A 19,239-nucleotide genomic window follows, 5' to 3' on the forward strand; every position below is an offset into this window, starting at 1 on the left:
GACGCGGCCGCCTCCTGTCACAAGGAACCGGGTGTTACGGAGAGCCGGGTGTCACGGAGTGCCGGGTGTCACTGCACGATCGTGATCCGGTTCGTCGCCGGCGGCGCGATGGGGCCCGCCGCCGAGGAGTTGGCGAGCAGGTACTGCTCGAGGGCCGACAGGTCGTCGGCGCCGACGAGGTCGTTCGTGCCCTGGCCCAGCGTCGGGAAGCCGTCGCCGCCGCCCGCGAGGAAGCTGTTCGTCGCGACGCGGTAGGTCGCGGCCGGGTCGACCGCCACCCCCTTCACCTTCACGGAGTCCGCGACGACGCGGTCCGCGCCGGCCTTCGTCATGTCCAGCGTGTACGTCAGGTCGGCGGACGGCTGCAGGATCTTCGGCGCACTCGCGTTCGTGCCGCTCACCTGCTCCTTGAGCACCTGGATCAGCTGGGCCCCGGTGAAGCTCTGCAGGTTCACGGTGTTGGAGAACGGCTGGACGGTGAAGCCCTCGGCGTAGGTGACCACGCCGTCGCCCTCCGCGCCCTTGGCCGCGTAGGTGAGGCCGGCCCGAACGCCGCCCGGGTTCATCAGCGCGAGGTCCGTGTCCGCGTCGAGCTTCTTGCCGTACCAGAGCTGGGCGTCCGCGATCAGATCGCCCATCGGGGACTCGGTGCCCGTGTTCGGGACGTCCGCGGAGATGTAGCCGATCGCGCGGTTGCCGATCGGCGCCGCCAGCGTGTTCCACCTGCTGATCAGCTCGGTCATGTCGGGCGCCTTGGCGACGGTCCGGGTGACCACGTGGTTCGCCGACTTGACCGCCGTGCGGGCGATGTCGCCGGTGTAGCGGTCGTACGTCAGCGTGGTGTCCGTGTACAGACGGCCGAACGAGGCGGCCGAGGTGACCGTGCGCGGCTTGCCCGACGGGTCGGGGATCGTGCAGGCGTAGGCCGCGTGCGTGTGGCCCGTCACCAGAGCGTCCACCGCCGGCGTGACGTTCTTCGCGATGTCGACGATCGGGCCGGAGATGCCGGCGCCCGCGCCCGGCGAGTCACAGTTGTAGTTGTAGGCGCCCGAGGCCGGCAGACCGCCCTCGTGGATCAGCGCCACGATCGACTTCACGCCCTGCTTCTGCAGCACCTTGGCGTACTTGTTGATCGTCTCGACCTCGTCCTTGAACTTGAGGCCCTTCACGCCTTCGGCGGACACCACGCCCGGAGTGTCCTCCAGCGTCACGCCGATGAAGCCGATCTTGACGTCCTTCTTCTTCCACACCCAGTACGGCTTGAGGATCGGCTTGCCGGACTTCTCGTTCAGGACGTTCGCCGCGAGGTACGGGAAGTCGGCGCCCCGGAACTTCTTGCCGTTGTAGCAGCCGTCCGTCGGGTGGCAGCCGCCGTTCTGCAGCCGGCCCAGCTCCCTGGCGCCCTCGTCGAACTCGTGGTTGCCGACGGACGTGACGTCCAGGTCGAGCTTGTTCAGCGCCTCGATGGTGGGCTCGTCGTGGAAGAGGCCCGAGATCAGCGGGGAGGCGCCGACCATGTCGCCGCCGGCCGCGGTGACCGAGTACGCGTTGCCCTTGCGGGCCTCGCGCAGATGCGTGGCCAGGTACTCCACGCCGCCCGCGTCGATCGTCTTCGTCGTGCCGTCCGCCTGCAGCTCGGTGACGCGGCCGGAGGAACCGGACGGCGGCTCGAGGTTGCCGTGCAGGTCGTTGAAGGACAGCAGCTGCACGTCCTGGTAGCGGCTGGGCCGCGGCTTGGAGTGCGTCTCGTGAGCGTCGGCCGGAAGCGCGGCGGCGAGGGCCCCGGCGGTGGCGAGAACAGCGGAGGCCGCGACGAGACGGTACGTACGGCGGCGGCCGCGTCTGTCGCTCGGCTGCGGCTGGGAAGTGGCTGGCATGCGCCCCCCTGTGGATCGGCTGGAATTCAGTGGCTCCCGTCCGGCGCAGCCTAAGGTCAACGCGCGTAGCGCGACAGGGGGTTCGTGGTTACAACCTGGTTTCCCCTTGCCCTGTCCTTTGCCCCCGTTTTGCGGCAACCGCCCTTTACCCTCGACGCATGACCAGCGACGACACCGCACGGCTCCCCGGCTCCCGATCCATCGAGACCCACTCCGCGCTCTCCCCCGGACAGACCGAGGCCGTCCTCGCCCTGCTCGCCGAGGCCGCCCGGGCGGACGGCCAGCAGGCGGTGTCCGAACAGGGACGGCTGCAACTGCGCGGAGGGTCCCGCGAGGGCGTCTCCCACCTCGTCCTGACCGTCGGGGACGAACTCGTCGGCTACGCCCAGCTCGAGGACACCGACCCCGTCGAGGCCCCCGCCGCCGAACTGGTCGTGCACCCCTCGCACCGCGGCCACGGCCACGGGCGCGCGCTCGGCTCCGCCCTGCTCGCCGCCTCCGGCAAGCGGCTTCGGGTGTGGGCCCACGGCGGCCACTCCGCGGCCCGCCACCTCGCCCAGGTCCTCGGCCTCACGCTGTTCCGCGAACTGCGTCAGATGCGGCGGTCGTTGACCGACCTGGAGCTGCCCGACCCGGTGCTGCCCGCGGGCGTGACGGTCCGTGCCTTCGTGCCCGGACGGGACGACTCCGCCTGGCTCGCCGTCAACGCCGCCTCCTTCGCCCACCATCCCGAGCAGGGCTCCCTCACCCAGCGCGACCTCGACGACCGCCGGTCCGAGCCCTGGTTCGACCCGGCCGGCTTCTTCCTCGCCTTCCGCGGCGACACGCTCGTGGGATTCCACTGGACGAAGGTCCACGCCCAGGAGCAGCTCGGCGAGGTGTACGTCCTCGGCGTCGCCCCCGGCGCGCAGGGCGGCGGGCTCGGCAAGGCCCTGACCACGATCGGCCTGCGGCACCTCGCGGCACAGGGTCTGCCGACCGCGATGCTGTACGTCGACGCCGACAACAAGGCGGCGGTGTCGGTCTACGAGCGTCTGGGCTTCCTCACCCATGAGACGGACCTCATGTACCGCAGCGAGACGTGACCCTCCGGGGACGGCCGAAACCTGAGCCCCACGCCCACCCACCAAGCAACCGAAGCACGACCGGGCCCCGGCGCGGACAGATTCCCGGGACGGACGGTTCCGCGCGGCCGGGCGGGTTCCGCGGGCGGGCGGGTCCGGGGCGCGTCATTGGGCCGGACGGATCCGGGGGCAGGCGGGTCCGGGGCGCGTCAGTGGGCCGGACGGATCCGGGGGCGGGCGGGTCCGGGGGGCGTCAGTGGGCCGGACGGGCCCGGGGGCGGGTGCGTCCGCGGGGCCGGGCGGGTTCCCGGCGCGGTTCCCGGGCCGGGCGCGTCCGCGGGCCCGGACGGGTCCGCGGGGCCGGGCACGCCCCGGCGCGTCCGCGGGCGCCGGCCGGACGGGTCCGGGCCGGGAGGGGGCCGGGGCCGGACGGGGCCAGGGCCGGACGGGGCCGGACGGGTTCGAGCGCCGGGCGGGTTCCCGGCGCGGTTCCCGGGCCAGGTGCGTCCGCGGGGCCGGGCGGGTTCCCGGCGCGAGTCTCGGGCCGGGCGCGTCCGCGGGCCCGGACGGGTCCGCGGGGCCGGACGGGTCCGCGGGGCCGGACGGGTCCGCGGGGCCGGGCACGCCCCGGCGCGTCCGCGGGCGCGGGCCAGACGGGTCCGGGCAAGCCCCCGGCGCGGGCCCGTCCGCGGGGCCGGGCCGGTTCCCGGGCCGGGCGGGTTCCCGGCGCGGGTCTCGGGCCGGGCAGGCCCCGGGCGATCGTCGCCCGGGGGCCCCGCCCGGGGGCCCCGCCCGGGCTCGTCGGGCTCAGCCGCTGGTCGGCGCGGGCCGTCTGCCGGGTCTTCGTGACCGGCCTCGGACCGGTTCCCGCGTCGCTGTCACGCACACCGTCAGCGTCAGCGCCAGCACGGCCGCCCATCGGAGCTGCGTCGCCTGCCACCAGGGGTCGGCCGGTGTGCCCAGCAGACCCCAGCGGTCGGGGACCAGGAGCAACACCCCCGCCGCCACTCCCAGCCGGACGGCCGCTCCCTTGCCCACCTCTGCCGCCTCCGTGAAGCGGACTGCGAGGGTGGCCAGAGCGAGCGCCGCGCAGGCCGTCGCCGTGGCTTCGACGGTGGCCGGTGTCAGGTCCGGGCGGCTCGGGGCCGGCACGAGAAGCAGGGCCGTCGTCCACCACAGGGCCGCGACGGGGGCGGCGAGAGCCAGGCGCAGAGCGGCCCGGAAGGCCCGGCCCACCGGCGTCGCCGCGGTCGTGCGGCGGGCCGGGTCGTCCAGCAGGAAGGCGAGGCCGAGGGCACCGGTGAGCGCCGTGAGGCGCAGCACCAGCCGGCCCAGTTCGGGATCCGGCGCCCGGTCGGGCAGGCGAACGGTGCTCGCCAGCAGCAGGCCCAGTCCGCCGGCCGCGATCAGCGCCCGCCAGGGAAGGCTGCGCCACACCGGCCGGGCCAGGGCGCGAAGGGTCATTCCTCGCACGACTGCGCCTCCGTCTCCTTCGGCGCCGCGACGCCCAGCAGCTTCGCCGCCGCGGCCGGGGACGTCGCCGTGGACGTCAGTTCCGCCCAGTGGGCCTTGACCCGGGCGGTCACCTCGGCGCGCGGACGGGCCAGGAGTTCACGGACCACCGTCGTCTGCGCCGCCGTCATGCTCAGCCCGTTCGTCGGCGCGAGGACAGATCCCGAGCCCTCGGTGCTGTCGCTCAGCCGCACGTGCCGGAAGGTGTCCGACGGCGTCGGGTCGGCGCCCAGCACCAGCCACATGATCGTGACCGGACGGGCGTCGCGGCACATCTCCTCCGTCGTCGCCGCCTCGGTGCCGGCCACCAGGACGGTGGCGACGCCCACGGCGAACTCCGGGACGCGGTTGCCGCCCCAGCGGGTGCCGACCGTCACCAGGCCGGGAACGGTGGAGGGCGTGAGGGCGGCGTCGGCCTCCACTCCGCTCCGGGCGTCGATGCGCTGGCGGACCGTCAGGGAGGCGTTCGCCGCGTCTCCTCCCGCCAGCGAACGGACCCGCCGGACGACCCCGGCCCACTCGGACCGCGTCCCGCTCCACTCGGGGAACGCGCAGTACCGCGAGCCGTCGTGGGTCTCGCACGACTGGACCTTCTGCGGGGAGTCGGACGCCGTCGTACGCGCCGCCGCCAGACCCGCCGTGTCCTGCGAGGACTGGCCGATCGCGCCGACCGCGACAGCGGCCAGCGCGAGGGCCGTCGCCGCCTTGACGGCTCGGGCGCGGCCGCCGGCCAGCAGCAGCGCCGCGCAGGCCAGCGCGACGCACAGCGCCGTCACATAGAGCGCGTGCCAGCCGGCGGGGCGGCCGAGCAGGTCGGAAGGCACCGGGTCGCCGCCCGCATCGGCGCCGAAGACGACCGGCGAGAGCCAGCCGGCCCAGCTGCCCGCGTCGCCGACCGCCGAGGCCAGGACCGTGACGACATAGAAGGCGATGACGAAGAGCAGCGGGACGAACGGAAAGGGCAGCAGACAGGCCAGCAGCACTCCGACGACGCCGGCGAACAGCACGGTCAGCGGGCCGACGGCCAGCTCGCCGAACGAACCGTGCCCGATGGCGCCGGGCTTCAGCGCCTCCCATCCGAACTCGACCGCGACGGCGGCCGCGGTGAGCGCCGCGTACGGCACCACGGACAGCAGATGCGCGAGGACGCGCCGCCACGGCTCCATGGCCAGGACGCCGAACTGCTGCACGGTGCCGTGCTTGCGCGAGCGCAGCACGGCCGCGTTGACGCAGACGAGCACGGCGACGGCGAACAGCAGCGGGGTCGTCTGGGTGCGCCGGTCGACCGTGTTGAGGACCGGGTAGGCGTCCATGCCGTCCTTGCTCATCAGCCGCAGGACGATGAGGCCGACGTACAGGACGAAGAACACCAGCACCGGGGCCTGATACAGCAGTTCGCGGGCCTCGAAGCGGGCGAGGTCGAGAACGGCCCGGGTGCGTCGGACCTCGCGCGGCGGTTCGGCGAGCGTGCGGGCGGGGTCCTCGATCGTCGCGGTCGTGGCGCTCATGCCGTCGCCTCCGCGCTCTCGCCGTCGAGCACGAGCAGGTAGCCGTCCTCGAGGGTGGGTTCGACGAGGTCGGCGCCCTTGGGCGGTTCGCCGACGTTGCGGAAGGTGCCGGCGCCGGTGCGCCAGCCGGCCAGGGCGTCCGGGTCGCGGCGGGTGCCGCTCCAGACCCGGCCGGCGGCACGGGCGGTCAGCTCGGCCGGGGTGCCCTCGAAGCGGACGCGGCCGCCTGCCAGGACGATCACCCGGTGGCAGAGCATCGCCACGTCCTCGGTCTGGTGGGTGGACAGCAGGACGGTGCGGCCCTCGCCGGCCTGCGCGATCAGCTCGCGAAAGCGCATGCGCTGTTCGGGGTCGAGGCCCACGGTCGGTTCGTCCAGCACGAGGAAGCCGGGCTCGCCGACGAGCGCGGCGGCCAGGGCGACGCGCTGCCGCATGCCTCCGGAGAGCCGCTTGAGGCGCTTGCCGCGCACGTCGGAGAGATCGACGGCGTCCAGCACGCGCCGCACCTCGCGGAGCCGGGCGCCGCGGTCGGTCAGCTCCTTCAGGATCGCCACGTAGTCGACGAAGTCGAAGGCCGTGAAGTCCGGGTGGAAGCCGGGGGTCTGGGGCAGATAGCCGAGCGTGCGGCGCAGGGCGAGACGGCCGGACGCGGTCGCGGGATCGTGGCCGAGAGCCGTGAACCGGCCGCCGTCCGGCGGCACGGCTGTGGCCAGCACCCGCAGCAGCGTCGTCTTCCCGGCCCCGTTCGGCCCGAGCAGCCCGGTGACGCCACGGCCCAGCCGCAGCGAGACGCCGTCCAGGGCACGGGTCCCCCCGAAGCGCAGGGACAGGTCGACGGCCGTCACTGTGGCGGGGCCGGAGCCGGAGCCCGGCGTGGGGCCGGCGGCGGGGCCCGGGGTGGGCGTGGTGGTCATGCGAGGGCTCCTGGAGAGATCGGGTGGGCGGTCGGGGGCGGGCTCGACGGGGCGGGGGGCCGGGTCATCCGACGCCGTCGGCCGGGAAGCCGCCCAGGGGGCGGGTGTCGAAGCGGTCGCGGGTCCGGTGCAGCAGCAGGCCGGCGAGGACCGCCACCGTGGCCGCGGCGCCCTGGCCTGCCGCCGTGAACGGGGCGAGCGTGTCGTGCGGGTTCGTCTGGGCCCTGGCCACCGCCAGCACCGTGACCCAGGCGATGCCGACCAGGGAGGGCCCCACGACCGGTCCCAGCCGGGCGGTCAGCGCGAGGCCGGTCCCGGTGAGGGCGAGCGCGGGCAGCAGCCACGCCAGGGCCAGCAGCCCGTATCCCGGCAGGGCCAGCGTGGCCAGGCCGTTGAACGCCAGACCCGCCGTGAGCACCGCGACCGTACGGATCATGAGCAGCCGGAAGCCGTGCGTCGGGGCGACGACGGCCATCTCGTAGGTCGGGTCGAGGGACGGGCCGTACGACAGCGCGACCCCGGCGAGCGGGAGGAGCGGGGCCAGCGCCAGGAACAGTGCGGGCTGGTCCGCGAGGCGCACCGCCAGCACCGTCATGACCAGCAGGAACAGCACCGACAGCAGCCAGGACCGGCGGAGCACGGGGGTCGCCGCGAGCAGCCTCGCGGTGTGGTCGGCCACTCCGAGCCGCACCAGCATCCGCTCGAGCAGGCTGGGCCGCGGCGCGTCCAGCTCGGCGTCCAGCCGCTCCCATCCGGCGTCCAGCGCGACCGGGTCGGCGGCCTCCGCGAGCCGGGCCCGGCACTGCGCGCATCCGGTCAGATGGGTGTCGGCCGACCACAGCAGCGGCGGCGACAGCTCACCCTGCGCGTAGGCGCGCAGATCCTCTTCTGCCACGTGCCACGTCATGCCCGTGCCTCCCTCGGCCGTTCGTCGCCCACGCGGGCGCGCGGGTCTCTTCCGCGGACGTACCGCTTCATGCCAGCGCCTCCCGCAGGTGCTTGCGGGCACGCAGGGCCCGCGTCTTGACGGTCCCGGGCGGGATGCCGAGCAGAACAGCCGCCTCCCGGGTGGTGAGCCCGTCGATGACGGTCGCCTGCAGGACGGCCCGCAGCTCCGGCGAGAGGCGGGTGAGGGCCCCGGCGAGGTCCCCGTGCTCCACCCCCGCGAGCACGCGTTCCTCCGCCGAGGCCTCGTCCCGGTGGCGCAGCCGGGACAGCGCCTGGCGCAGCCTGCCGCGCGCCCCGTCGCCGCGCACGGCGTCGACCAGTCGGCGTGCGGCGATGCGCCACAGCCAGCCGGCGGCGTCGTCGGAGAAGCCCTCCTCGCGATGGCGGGCGGTGCCGCGCCACACCGCGAGGAACGTCTCCTGGACGACGTCGTCGACTATCCCGGCGTCGGCGCAGCGGCCACGCATGCGCGCGGTCAGCCAGGGCGCGTACCGCCGGTACAGCTCCTCGAAGGCAGGACGGTCCCGGTCCGCCGCGATGGCCCGCAGCAGCTCCCCGTCGCTTCTCGTCTCGCTCACATCACCTCATCGGATCGGCCCCGCCGATCGGTTCACGATCCGTCGCACGATTTTCCGCGCACCCCGCCCCGACCCGTTCACATGTTCACCATTCACCCATTCGAACCCTTGCGACCCTCGCGGGCCGCCCCCCGATATCCCGCACGCCATGTCGCCGTAACCGTCGGTTAAGACGACCTTGCGACGCTCGGTCGATGAAGCCCGCCGTGCCCGAGCCTTCGCCGCCTCCCGAGGGAAATCAGCCCCACGCAGGCTCCCTCGCGATCCCGCCCGCACGTTCCGACGCGCCTGTCCCGCTGTTCGCGCGGAAGAATGGGTCCATGAGCCAGTCAGACACCCAGGCCGAGGTCCAGCACGCGCAGCCCTCCGTGGGCTCCATAGCCGCGCACCGCCCGCACACCGTGGCTGCCGTCGTCTCCGATCTGGAGCCCGACATCGACGCCGACCTCGACACGTACGAGGAGGCGCCGTACGACGGCCCCGAGCTTCCGCAGGGTCGTTTCCTCGACCGGGAGCGCAGCTGGCTCGCGTTCAACGAGCGGGTCCTGGAACTCGCCGAGGACCCCGACACGCCCCTGCTCGAGCGGGCGAACTTCCTGGCCATCTTCGCCAGCAACCTGGACGAGTTCTTCATGGTCCGGGTGGCCGGACTGAAGCGCCGCATCGCCACCGGCGTCGCCACCCGCTCCGCCTCCGGTCTCCAGCCGCGCGAGGTGCTGGAGATGATCTGGGCCCGCTCGCGCGAGCTCATGGCCCGGCACGCCGCGACCTACCACGAGGACATCGCCCCCGCGCTCGCGGAGGAGGGCATCCACCTGGTCCGGTGGAACGAGCTGACGGAGAAGGAGCAGGCCCGCCTCTTCACCCTCTTCCGGCACCAGATCTTCCCGGTCCTCACCCCCCTCGCCGTCGACCCCGCGCACCCCTTCCCGTACATCTCGGGTCTCTCGCTCAACCTCGCGGTCGTCGTGCGCAACCCGGTCAGCGGCCACAAGCACTTCGCGCGCGTCAAGGTGCCGCCGCTGCTGTCCCGTTTCCTGGAGAGCTCCCCCGGCCGGTACGTCCCCATCGAGGACGTCATCGGCGCCCACCTGGAGGAGCTGTTCCCGGGCATGGAGGTGCTGGAGCACCACGCCTTCCGCCTCACCCGCAACGAGGACCTCGAGGTCGAGGAGGACGACGCCGAGAACCTTCTCCAGGCCCTGGAGAAGGAGCTCATGCGACGCCGCTTCGGGCCGCCGGTGCGCCTGGAGGTCGAGGAGTCCATCGATCGCGAGGTGCTCGACCTGCTGGTGCGCGAGCTGAAGATCAGCGAGGCCGAGGTCTACCCGCTGCCGGGCCCGCTCGACCTCACCGGCCTCTTCCGCATCAGCGGCCTCGACCGGTCCGAGCTGAAGTACAAGAAGTTCATCGCCGGCACCCACCGCGACCTCGCGGAGGTCGAGTCGGCGTCGCCGCCGGACATCTTCGCCGCCCTGCGCAGCCGGGACGTCCTGCTGCACCACCCGTACGACTCCTTCTCGACGTCCGTGCAGGCGTTCCTGGAGCAGGCGGCGCTGGACCCGGACGTCCTCGCCATCAAGCAGACCCTGTACCGCACCTCGGGCGACTCCCCGATAGTCGACGCGCTCATCGAGGCCGCCGAGTCCGGCAAGCAGGTCCTCGTCCTGGTCGAGATCAAGGCCCGCTTCGACGAGCACGCCAACATCAAGTGGGCGCGCAAGCTGGAAGAGGCCGGCTGCCACGTCGTCTACGGCCTCGTCGGTCTGAAGACCCACTGCAAGCTGTCGCTGGTGGTCCGCCAGGAAGGCGACACGCTGCGGCGCTACTGCCACGTGGGCACCGGCAACTACCACCCGAAGACGGCCCGGCTCTACGAGGACCTCGGTCTGCTCACCGCCGACCCGCAGGTCGGCGCGGACCTCTCCGACCTCTTCAACCGGCTCTCCGGCTACTCCCGCCGCGAGACCTACCGTCGCCTGCTCGTCGCCCCCAAGTCGTTGCGCGACGGACTGATCTCCCGGGTCGACAAGGAGATCCAGCACCACCGCGCCGGACGGCCCGCACACGTCCGCATCAAGGTCAACTCCATCGTGGACGAAGCGCTCATCGACTCCCTCTACCGGGCGTCGCAGGCGGGCGTGCCGGTCGACGTCTGGGTGCGCGGCATCTGCGCGGTGCGCCCGGGCGTGCCGGGCCTGTCGGAGAACATCCGGGTCCGCTCCATCCTCGGCCGCTTCCTCGAGCACTCCCGCGTCTTCGGCTTCGGCAACGGCGGGGAGTCGGAGGTGTGGATCGGCAGCGCCGACATGATGCACCGCAACCTCGACCGCCGGATCGAGGCCCTGGTCAGGGTCACCGACCCGGCGCACCGGGCGACGCTGAACCGGTTCCTGGAGACGGGCATGTCCGACGCCACGGCCTCCTGGCACCTCGGCCCCGACGGCGAGTGGACCCGGCACGCGACCGACGCGGAAGGCGGCCCCCTGCGCAACGTCCAGGAGATGCTCATAGACGCCCGGAGGCGCCGGCGTGGCACAGCGACACCATGACCTGACGGCCTCGGCCTCCGCGGCCGGGCCCGCCACCACGGGGGACGCCCTCGAGGGCTACCTGCGGGCCCAGGCCACGGAGTTCCTCCGTGCGCTGCGCCAGCACCGGGAGGCGGGGAACGCGGCGTCGCACGGCACGTCGCACTCCCCGGTGAGCGGCGCGGAGGAACGGGACGACGCGGCGCGCGCCCTGCGCCGCTCGGCCCGCCGCATCAGCGGCAGTCTGCACACCTTCCGCCCCCTGCTCGACGCCGAGTGGTCGCAGGCGCTCAGGTCCGAACTGTCCTGGCTCTCCGCCACGTTGGCCCTGGAGCACGCCTACGGCGCCCGGCTGGAACGCCTGCTGCTCGCCCTGAACCGCCTGTCCGGCGCGGCCCCGCAGCCGCCGGCGGCACTGGTGCCGCCGCCCTCGGCCGCCCCGGGCGCACCGGGCATCCCCGCCGCACCGTCGGCACCCGGTGCTCCCGTCCTGCCCGACCCCCCTCCTCACCCGATCGGCGCGTCGGACACGCGCACCGCGTCCGACGCACGCACCGCGCGGGGCGCGGGCGGCCCGCTGGGCGGCACCCTCACCGCCGCCCAGACCGGCACCGGCGCCCGCACCACGACCGCCTCACGCGCCGACTCCGCCTCACGCGCCGACTCCGCCTCCCGCGGCGACACGGCCCCGCGCGCCGCCGGCGCCCGTCCCGCCGCCGCGCGCCCCGCGACCCCGTCGGCCGCACCGGCCGCCGCCGCGCCCGCCGACCGCGGCAGCCTCACCGTCGGTGCGGCGAAGGCCGGCGCCCTTCTGGACCGTCAGCTCACCCTCGCCCGCACCCGGGCCCACTCGACCGCTCTCCAGGCCCTCGGCTCCTCCCGCTTCCACGCCGTCGCGGACAGGGCCGCCGTCCTCGCCAGCGAGGTCCCCCTCACGCCGGCCGCCTCCGCCACCGATCTGCGCCCCTTCGCCGCCGCTGCCGAGGAACGCCTCGCCGACGCCGTCGCCGCGCTGCCGCTGGTCACCGCGGGCAGCCCGTACAACGCGGAGGCCCTGATCCACGGGCTCTCCGCGGATGCGGCCCCGCACCCGCAGGACGCGCCCTGGCACCACGTCCGTCTCCTGCTGCGTCTGCACCGGTACGCGTGCGAGGTCCTGAGCGGACCCGACGATGGGCCGGACGACGTCCGCCTGCCGACGGCCGGCGCCGCCCTCGACCGGCACCGCGACGCCTCGGAGGCGGCGGCCGCCGCGGCGCAGGCGGCCCGGACACCCCGGATCGCGCCCGCCACGGCGTACGCGCTCGGCGTGCTGCACGCGGACCAGCGGCACGAGGTGGAGGCGGCACGGTACGCGTTCCAGCGCTCCTGGCAGAGGCATCCCGTCACGACCACCTGACCGACCAGACCGCACGCCCCTACCTGACAGGCGGTGACCACCGGTGAGCACGGCGAAGAACCCGGACGACGCCTCCGACTCCCCCGACACCACCCCCGTCCGGGCGGCGGGCTGCGTGCTGTGGCGTCGCGCCCCGGCGGGCGGCGGACTGGAGGTGTGTCTCGTCCACCGCCCCAAGTACGACGACTGGTCGCACCCCAAGGGCAAGCTGAAGCGCGACGAGGACCCGCTCACGGGGGCCCTGCGCGAGGTCGAGGAGGAGACCGGCCACCTGGCCGCCCCCGGCGTGCCGCTGCCGACCGTGGACTACGAGGCGAACGGCCGCCCCAAACAGGTCCGCTACTGGGCGGCGGAGGCCGTCTCCGGGGCCTTCGTCCCGAACGACGAGGTCGACCGCCTCCTCTGGCTGCCGCCGCCCGCCGCCCGCGACCGGCTCACCCAGCCGAGGGACGCCGTCCTCGTGGACGCGTTGCTGCAGGTCCTGCACCTGGCATAAGGGTGTGGAGGCCGGAGACCGGACCGGGACCCGGACAGACGCCCGGCCCTCCCGCGAACCCGGGGCCCGACCGGCCCCGGCCTCGGACCCGACTCACCGGACCCCGACCAACGGCTGATTCACGAGGTTTCGGCAGCCCCCGCCCCGCTCCGCGCCGGTACCGCTCCGTGTCCTCGGCGTGAGCTTTCCGTGACCTCACCGCACCGTCCCCAGGGGTTCACCCCCCGTTCACTCCCGTCCGTGAGCGCCTTCACCTGATCTGCCTAATTTCAGCCTTACCCGGTGCGGCACGCGACCAAGGGGACGCGTCCACACCAAACAGACTTCGCACCCACCGCACGCCGCCGGAATTCAGGACGGCGGCTCCTGGAAGGACCTTCCTCAAGTGAAGCTTCAGCGCATGAACCGGCGGGCTCTCTCCCTCGGTGCTCTCGCCGTCTCCGGCGCACTGGCCCTCACGGCGTGCGGCTCGGACGACACCGGCACCAAGAGCGGCAGCAGCTCCTCCGCCACCGCGGCCGCGGGGTCCATCAAGTGCGACGACGCCAAGGGCCAGCTGCTCGCCGACGGCTCCTCCGCGCAGAAGAACGCGATCGACGCCTGGGTGAAGAACTTCACGCAGGCCTGCTCCGGCGTCCAGGTCAACTACAAGGGCTCCGGCTCCGGCGCGGGCGTCACCGCCTTCACGCAGGGCCAGGTCGCCTTCGCCGGCTCGGACTCCGCGCTGAAGCCCGAGGACGTCGCCGCCTCCAAGTCGGTCTGCACCGGCGGCCAGGGCATCGACCTGCCGATGGTGGCCGGCCCGATCGCCATCGCCTACAACGTCTCCGGCGTGGACAGCCTCGTCCTCGACGCCTCGACGATCGCCAAGATCTTCGACGGCAAGATCACCAACTGGAACGACGCCGCGATCGCCAAGCTGAACCCCGGCGCGAAGCTGCCCGACCTGAAGATCCAGCCGTACCACCGCTCGGACGAGTCCGGCACCACCGACAACTTCACCAAGTACCTGATCGCCACCGCCAAGACCGACTGGCCCTACAGCGGCGGCAAGGCCTGGCAGGCCAAGGGCGGCCAGGCGGCGGCCGGCTCCTCCGGCGTCGCCCAGGGCGTCAAGCAGACCAACGGCGCCATCGGCTACATGGAGCTGTCGTACGCCAAGGACGGTCTCGGCACCGTCGCCGTCAACACGGGCGCCGCGGCCCCGGTCAAGGCCTCCTCGGACGGCGCCACCAAGGCCGTCGCCGCCGCGCAGGTCGTCGGCACCGGCAGCGACCTGTCGCTGAAGCTGGACTACAACACCAAGGCCGACGGGGCCTACCCGCTCACCCTGGTCACGTACGAGATCGCCTGCGACAAGGGCAACAAGGCAGCCACGCTGCCGGCCACCAAGGCGTTCCTGCGCTACATCGCCAGCGAGGACGGCCAGGGCGTCCTCTCGGGCATCGACTACGCGCCGATCCCCGACGCCATCATCGCCAAGGTCCGCACCACCATCGAGGGCCTGAGCTGATCTGAGCGGTGCGGTCCGGCGCCGGGGGCGACCCGGTCCGGACCGCACCCGTCCGGTGCACCGCCGCCAGGGGCCGCCGCCCGCGATCCGGCCCCACCCGAGCCGCCCACACCCACAGGCGGCTCCGCAGACCGGAGACCCCCATGGACATAGAGACGCACAAGTCAGACACCGACGACACGCCACGCCCGACGACCCCGCAGGACTCGTCAGCCCTCTCCGCGACCTCCGTGGTCCCGCCCCCCGTGACGGCCGAGGAGAAGCGCGCGGCACGCGGCGCCACCCGGCCCGGCGACCGGATCTTCCTCGCCCTCTCACGTGGCTCGGGCATCTTCCTGCTGGTGATCATGGCCGCGATCGCGGTCTTCCTCGCCTACCGCGCGAGCCTCGCCATCAGCAAGGACGACGCTGACTTCCTGACGGCCTTCGAGTGGAACACCAGCCTCGTCCCGCCGAAGTTCGGCATCGCGGTCCTCGCCTTCGGCACGGTGGTCTCGTCGGTCATCGCGATGGTCATCGCGGTCCCGATCGCCGTCGCGATCGCCCTCTTCATCACCCACTACGCCCCGCGCCGCATGAGCGGCCCCGTCGCGTACGTGATCGACCTGCTGGCCGCCGTCCCGTCCATCGTGTACGGCCTCTGGGGCGCCCTGGTCCTCGTGCCGCACATGGACGGCCTGTTCGGCTGGCTGGACGACTACCTGGGCTGGACCGGTGTCTTCTCCTGGGACCAGGGCGCCCCGCGCTCGATGCTCACGGTGGGCATCCTGCTGGCCGTGATGATCCTTCCGGTCATCACCAACGTCAGCCGCGAGGTGTTCCGCCAGGTCCCGCAGATGCACGAGGAGGCGGCCCTGGCGCTGGGCGCAACCCGCTGGGAGGTCATCCGCATGGCGGTGATCCCCTTCGGCCGCTCCGGCGTCATCTCGGCCTCGATGCTCGGCCTCGGCCGCGCGCTCGGCGAGACGATGGCCGTGGCCACGGTCCTCTCGCCCGACTTCGACATCCACGCCAGCCTGCTGAACCCCGGCGGCGGCACCTTCGCCCAGAACATCGCCAGCAAGTTCAACGAGGCGACGGAGTTCGGCCGTGACGCGCTCATCGCCTCCGGCCTGGTCCTGTTCGTCATCACCCTGCTGGTCAACGGCGCGGCACGCATGATCATCGCCCGCCGCAAGGAGTACTCGGGGGCCAACGCATGAGCCACGCAAGCGCAGTAGCCGACAAGACCCCCAGCACGCTCCGCGGCGCGAGCCTGCCGACGTGGTCCCCGTGGGCCATCGCGGCCGGCTCCCTCGCCCTCGCGGTCGTCATCGGTCTCGCCGGCGGCCTCGACAGCAAGGTCCAGTGGGGCCTGATCGCCGGCATCCTGTTCGTCCTCGGCACCTACGGCATCGCCGCGAAGGTGGAGGGCCGACGCCAGGCCAAGGACCGGATCGCGACGAGCCTGGTCTGGGTGGCGTTCCTGCTGGCCGTGGTCCCGCTGGTCTCGCTCCTGTGGACGACGATCATGCGGGGCGTGAAGGTCCTGGACGTCTACTTCCTCACCCACTCCATGGGCGTGGTGGCGGACAGCGAGCCGGGCGGCGGCATCTACCACGCGATCCTCGGCAGCCTGGAGCAGGTGGGACTCGCCACCGCGATCGGCGCGCCCGTCGGCATCCTGACGGCGATCTACCTGGTCGAGTACGGCCGGGGCGGCCTCGCGAAGGCGGTCACGTTCTTCGTCGACGTCATGACCGGCATCCCCTCCATCGTGGCCGGCCTGTTCATCCTCAGCCTGATGCTGATGCTCGACCTGCAGCCGTTCGGCTTCGCGGGCTCCCTCGCCCTGGCGATCCTGATGATGCCGGTGGTCGTGCGCTCGACGGAGGAGATGCTGAAGCTCGTCCCGAACGAGCTGCGCGAGGCCTCGCTCGCCCTGGGCGTCCCGAAGTGGCGCACGATCCTGAAGGTGGTCGTCCCGACGTCCGTCGGAGGCATCATCACGGGCGTGATGCTGGCGGTCGCCCGTATCGCGGGCGAGACGGCTCCGGTCCTGCTCCTGGTCTTCGGCAACCCGTTCATCAACGCCAACCCCTTCGAGGGCGCACAGGCGTCGCTGCCGCTGTACATCTACCAGCAGTACGCGCAGAGCGCCGGTTCGACGGCGGCCTACGACCGCGCCTGGGCGGCGTCGCTCACGCTGATCGCCTTCGTGATGATCCTGAACCTGGTGGCCCGCGGGATCGCCCGCTGGAAGGCCCCGAAGACCGGTCGCTGAAGCGGCCATGCAGCGACTGATCCATATGACCGGGAAGTGAAGTGGAAGACATGGCCAAGCGAATCGACGTCAGCGGACTGACCGCGTACTACGGATCCCACAAGGCGATCGACGACATCTCGATGACCGTGGAGCCGCGTTCGGTGACGGCCTTCATCGGCCCCTCCGGCTGCGGCAAGTCCACGTTCCTGCGCACGCTGAACCGTATGCACGAGGTGACGTCGGGCGGCCGGGTCGAGGGGAAGGTGCTGCTGGACGACGAGGACCTGTACGGCGCGGGCGTGGACCCGGTGTCGGTCCGCCGCGAGGTCGGCATGGTCTTCCAGCGCCCGAACCCGTTCCCCACCATGTCGATCTTCGACAACGTGGCGGCCGGCCTGCGGCTGAACGGCTCGTACAAGAAGAGCGAACTGGCCGACGTCGTCGAGAAGTCCCTCCAGGGCGCGAACCTCTGGAACGAGGTCAAGGACCGCCTCAACAAGCCGGGCTCGGGCCTCTCCGGCGGCCAGCAGCAGCGTCTGTGCATCGCCCGCGCCATCGCGGTGGAGCCGAAGGTCCTGCTGATGGACGAGCCCTGCTCGGCCCTCGACCCCATCTCGACGCTCGCCATCGAGGACCTGATCGGCGAACTGAAGGAACGCTTCACGATCGTCATCGTGACGCACAACATGCAGCAGGCGGCGCGCGTCTCGGACCGCACGGCCTTCTTCAACCTGGCCGCGGTCGGCCAGCCCGGCAAGCTGATCGAGCTGGACGACACCGCGCGCATCTTCTCCAACCCGTCGGTGCAGGCCACCGAGGACTACATCTCAGGCCGCTTCGGCTGACCGGACCCCTCGCGGTGCTGCATGGCGGTGCCACCGCGAGGCACACGGAAGGGCCCGCCCCTGCTCCCGGGGGCGGGCCCTTTCCTTGCCGTGGGGGCAGGGGTCTACAGGAAGGCCAGATCCACGATCCAGAAGGCGCACGCGGCGACGATCGCGGCCGCCGGCATCGTGATGAACCAGCCCAGCACGATGTTCTTGGCGACTCCCCAACGCACGGCGTTGATCCGCTTCGTCGCCCCCACGCCCATGATCGCCGAGGTGATCACATGCGTGGTGGAGATCGGCGCCTTGAACAGGAACGCCGTGGTGAACATGATCGACGCGCCGGTCGTCTCCGCCGCGAAGCCCTGCGGCGGGTCCAGCTCGATGATCTTCCGTCCGAGCGTCCGCATGATGCGCCAGCCGCCCGCGTACGTGCCGAGCGACAGCATCACGGCACAAGCGATCTTCACCCACACCGGGATCGGAGCGTCCGGTCCCTGGACGTCGCCGATGACGAGCGCCATCACCACGATGCCCATGGTCTTCTGCGCGTCCTGCAGACCGTGCCCGAGCGCCATGCCGGCCGCCGACACCGTCTGGGCTATGCGGAAACCACGCTTGGCCTTGTGCGGGTTGGCCCGCCGGAACATCCACAGGATGGCGGTCATCACCAGATAACCGGCGACGAGTCCCACCACCGGCGAGAGGAACATCGGGATGACGACCTTCTCGAGCACCCCGGACCAGATGACCTCCGTGCCGCCCGCGAGCGCGGCGCCCACCATCCCGCCGAACAGCGCGTGGGACGAGGACGACGGCAGCCCGAAGTACCAGGTGACGAGGTTCCACACGATCGCCCCGACCAGCGCGGCGAACAGGATCGCCATGCCCGTGGAACCTTCGGGGGTCTCGATCAGCCCCTTGCTGACGGTGTGCGCGACGCCACTTCCCAGGAACGCGCCGGCGAGGTTCATCACCGCGGCCATGGCCAGCGCGGCGCGCGGCGTCAGCGCCCGGGTGGAGACCGACGTGGCGATCGCGTTCGCGGAGTCGTGAAAACCGTTGGTGTAGGTGAAGCCGAGCGCGACGCCGATGGTCACGATCAGAGCAAAGGTGTCCATGAAGGGCTCAGGACTCCTTGACCGCGATGGTCTCCACCGTGTTGGCCACGTGCTCGAAGGCGTCGGCGGCCTCCTCCAGCACATCCACGATCTGCTTCAGCTTGAGCACCTCGATGGCCTCGTACTTGCCGTTGAAGAGATGCGCGAGCAGCTTGCGGTGGATCTGGTCGGCCTGGTTCTCGAGCCGGTTGACCTCGATCCAGTATTCGGTGAGGTTCTCCATGGTCCGCAGGTTCGGCATGGCCTCGGCCGTCAGCTCGGCCGCCCGCGCCAGCACCTCGATCTGCTGCTCGACGCCCTTGGGCAGTTCCTCGACGTTGTAGAGGACGACCAGGTCGACGGCCTCCTCCATGAAGTCCATGATGTCGTCGAGGGAGGACGCGAGGTTGTAGATGTCCTCGCGGTCGAACGGCGTGATGAACGAGGAGTTCAGCTGGTGGAAGATCGCGTGCGTCGCGTCGTCGCCTGCGTGTTCCGCGGCCCGCATGCGCTCTGCGATCTCGGCCCGGCCGGCGGGGTCCGCCCCGAGCAGTTCCATCAGGAGTTTCGAGCCCGTGACGATGTTGTCCGCGGATGCGGCGAACATGTCGTAGAAGCTCGTCTCCCTGGGGGTCAGACGAAAGCGCACGTTGGGGTCCTCAAGATGCATCGGTTTCGGTCAGGCTGATGCTAGGCGCATCATCCGGCCACGGCTAATGGGGCCGCC

General features: G+C 72.4%; 16 protein-coding genes. 8 read left to right on the forward strand and 8 right to left on the reverse strand.

What is annotated here, in order from left to right; all coding sequences use genetic code 11:
- Positions 1 to 68 precede the first annotated feature (68 nt).
- A complete protein-coding gene (locus ACN6LD_RS36850) occupies positions 69 to 1,877 on the reverse strand; it encodes a bifunctional metallophosphatase/5'-nucleotidase (protein ID WP_445045430.1) in 1,809 nt (602 codons plus the stop codon).
- A gap of 158 nt (positions 1,878 to 2,035) precedes the next feature.
- On the opposite strand from ACN6LD_RS36850, the gene mshD reads away from it, so the two are divergent.
- Positions 2,036 to 2,962, forward strand: a complete 927-nt coding sequence (gene mshD, locus ACN6LD_RS36855) for a mycothiol synthase (protein WP_319196801.1) — start codon at positions 2,036 to 2,038, stop codon at positions 2,960 to 2,962.
- 786 nt (positions 2,963 to 3,748) lie between these two features.
- On the opposite strand, the gene ACN6LD_RS36860 is transcribed toward mshD, so the two are convergent.
- The 5 genes from ACN6LD_RS36860 to ACN6LD_RS36880 all read right to left on the reverse strand — a co-directional run bounded on the left by ACN6LD_RS36860 (position 3,749) and on the right by ACN6LD_RS36880 (position 8,401).
- The gene (locus ACN6LD_RS36860) at positions 3,749 to 4,405 is read right to left on the reverse strand and encodes an ABC transporter (protein ID WP_445045439.1); all 657 of its coding nucleotides are present in this window, start codon (positions 4,403 to 4,405) and stop codon (positions 3,749 to 3,751) included.
- A complete protein-coding gene (locus ACN6LD_RS36865) occupies positions 4,402 to 5,961 on the reverse strand; it encodes an ABC transporter permease (RefSeq protein WP_445045431.1) in 1,560 nt (519 codons plus the stop codon). The genes ACN6LD_RS36860 and ACN6LD_RS36865 overlap by 4 nt, the downstream gene beginning before the upstream one ends.
- Positions 5,958 to 6,875, reverse strand: a complete 918-nt coding sequence (locus ACN6LD_RS36870) for an ABC transporter ATP-binding protein (RefSeq protein ID WP_445045432.1) — start codon at positions 6,873 to 6,875, stop codon at positions 5,958 to 5,960. Before ACN6LD_RS36870 ends, ACN6LD_RS36865 begins: the two co-directional genes overlap by 4 nt.
- A 64-nt stretch (positions 6,876 to 6,939) precedes the next feature.
- A complete protein-coding gene (locus ACN6LD_RS36875) occupies positions 6,940 to 7,782 on the reverse strand; it encodes a cupin domain-containing protein (RefSeq protein ID WP_319195761.1) in 843 nt (280 codons plus the stop codon).
- 67 nt (positions 7,783 to 7,849) lie between these two features.
- Positions 7,850 to 8,401, reverse strand: coding sequence for an RNA polymerase sigma factor (locus tag ACN6LD_RS36880; protein WP_319195763.1), 552 nt, complete (start codon positions 8,399 to 8,401; stop codon positions 7,850 to 7,852).
- A gap of 320 nt (positions 8,402 to 8,721) precedes the next feature.
- Between ACN6LD_RS36880 and ACN6LD_RS36885 the strand changes: the two genes are divergently transcribed.
- The 7 genes from ACN6LD_RS36885 to pstB all read left to right on the forward strand — a co-directional run bounded on the left by ACN6LD_RS36885 (position 8,722) and on the right by pstB (position 17,430).
- The gene (locus ACN6LD_RS36885; protein WP_319195765.1) at positions 8,722 to 10,953 is read left to right on the forward strand and encodes an RNA degradosome polyphosphate kinase; all 2,232 of its coding nucleotides are present in this window, start codon (positions 8,722 to 8,724) and stop codon (positions 10,951 to 10,953) included.
- 223 nt (positions 10,954 to 11,176) lie between these two features.
- Complete coding sequence (locus ACN6LD_RS36890; RefSeq protein WP_445045440.1) at positions 11,177 to 12,331, forward strand: CHAD domain-containing protein; 1,155 nt, start codon at positions 11,177 to 11,179, stop codon at positions 12,329 to 12,331.
- A 43-nt stretch (positions 12,332 to 12,374) separates the two neighbouring features.
- The gene (locus ACN6LD_RS36895) at positions 12,375 to 12,827 is read left to right on the forward strand and encodes an NUDIX hydrolase (RefSeq protein ID WP_319195769.1); all 453 of its coding nucleotides are present in this window, start codon (positions 12,375 to 12,377) and stop codon (positions 12,825 to 12,827) included.
- Between the two features lie 385 nt (positions 12,828 to 13,212).
- Positions 13,213 to 14,340 (forward strand): phosphate ABC transporter substrate-binding protein PstS, encoded by a 1,128-nt coding sequence (gene pstS / locus ACN6LD_RS36900; protein WP_319195771.1) that lies wholly within the window; start codon positions 13,213 to 13,215, stop codon positions 14,338 to 14,340.
- A gap of 143 nt (positions 14,341 to 14,483) precedes the next feature.
- Entirely contained in the window at positions 14,484 to 15,542 is a 1,059-nt protein-coding gene (gene pstC / locus ACN6LD_RS36905) for a phosphate ABC transporter permease subunit PstC (RefSeq protein ID WP_445045433.1), read from the forward strand.
- Positions 15,539 to 16,603, forward strand: coding sequence for a phosphate ABC transporter permease PstA (gene pstA, locus ACN6LD_RS36910; RefSeq protein ID WP_319195775.1), 1,065 nt, complete (start codon positions 15,539 to 15,541; stop codon positions 16,601 to 16,603). Before pstC ends, pstA begins: the two co-directional genes overlap by 4 nt.
- A gap of 50 nt (positions 16,604 to 16,653) precedes the next feature.
- Positions 16,654 to 17,430 carry a phosphate ABC transporter ATP-binding protein PstB gene (pstB, locus tag ACN6LD_RS36915; RefSeq protein ID WP_057579312.1) on the forward strand — a complete coding sequence of 259 codons (777 nt, stop codon included), beginning with the start codon at positions 16,654 to 16,656 and terminating at the stop codon, positions 17,428 to 17,430.
- A 104-nt stretch (positions 17,431 to 17,534) separates the two neighbouring features.
- Here the strand turns inward: pstB and ACN6LD_RS36920 are convergent, their stop codons facing one another.
- The gene (locus ACN6LD_RS36920; protein ID WP_319195778.1) at positions 17,535 to 18,533 is read right to left on the reverse strand and encodes an inorganic phosphate transporter; all 999 of its coding nucleotides are present in this window, start codon (positions 18,531 to 18,533) and stop codon (positions 17,535 to 17,537) included.
- A gap of 7 nt (positions 18,534 to 18,540) precedes the next feature.
- Positions 18,541 to 19,161 carry a DUF47 domain-containing protein gene (locus ACN6LD_RS36925; protein ID WP_057579445.1) on the reverse strand — a complete coding sequence of 207 codons (621 nt, stop codon included), beginning with the start codon at positions 19,159 to 19,161 and terminating at the stop codon, positions 18,541 to 18,543.
- Between the last annotated feature and the right edge of the window lie 78 nt (positions 19,162 to 19,239).

Source organism: Streptomyces sp. SAS_272 (assembly GCF_052543235.1).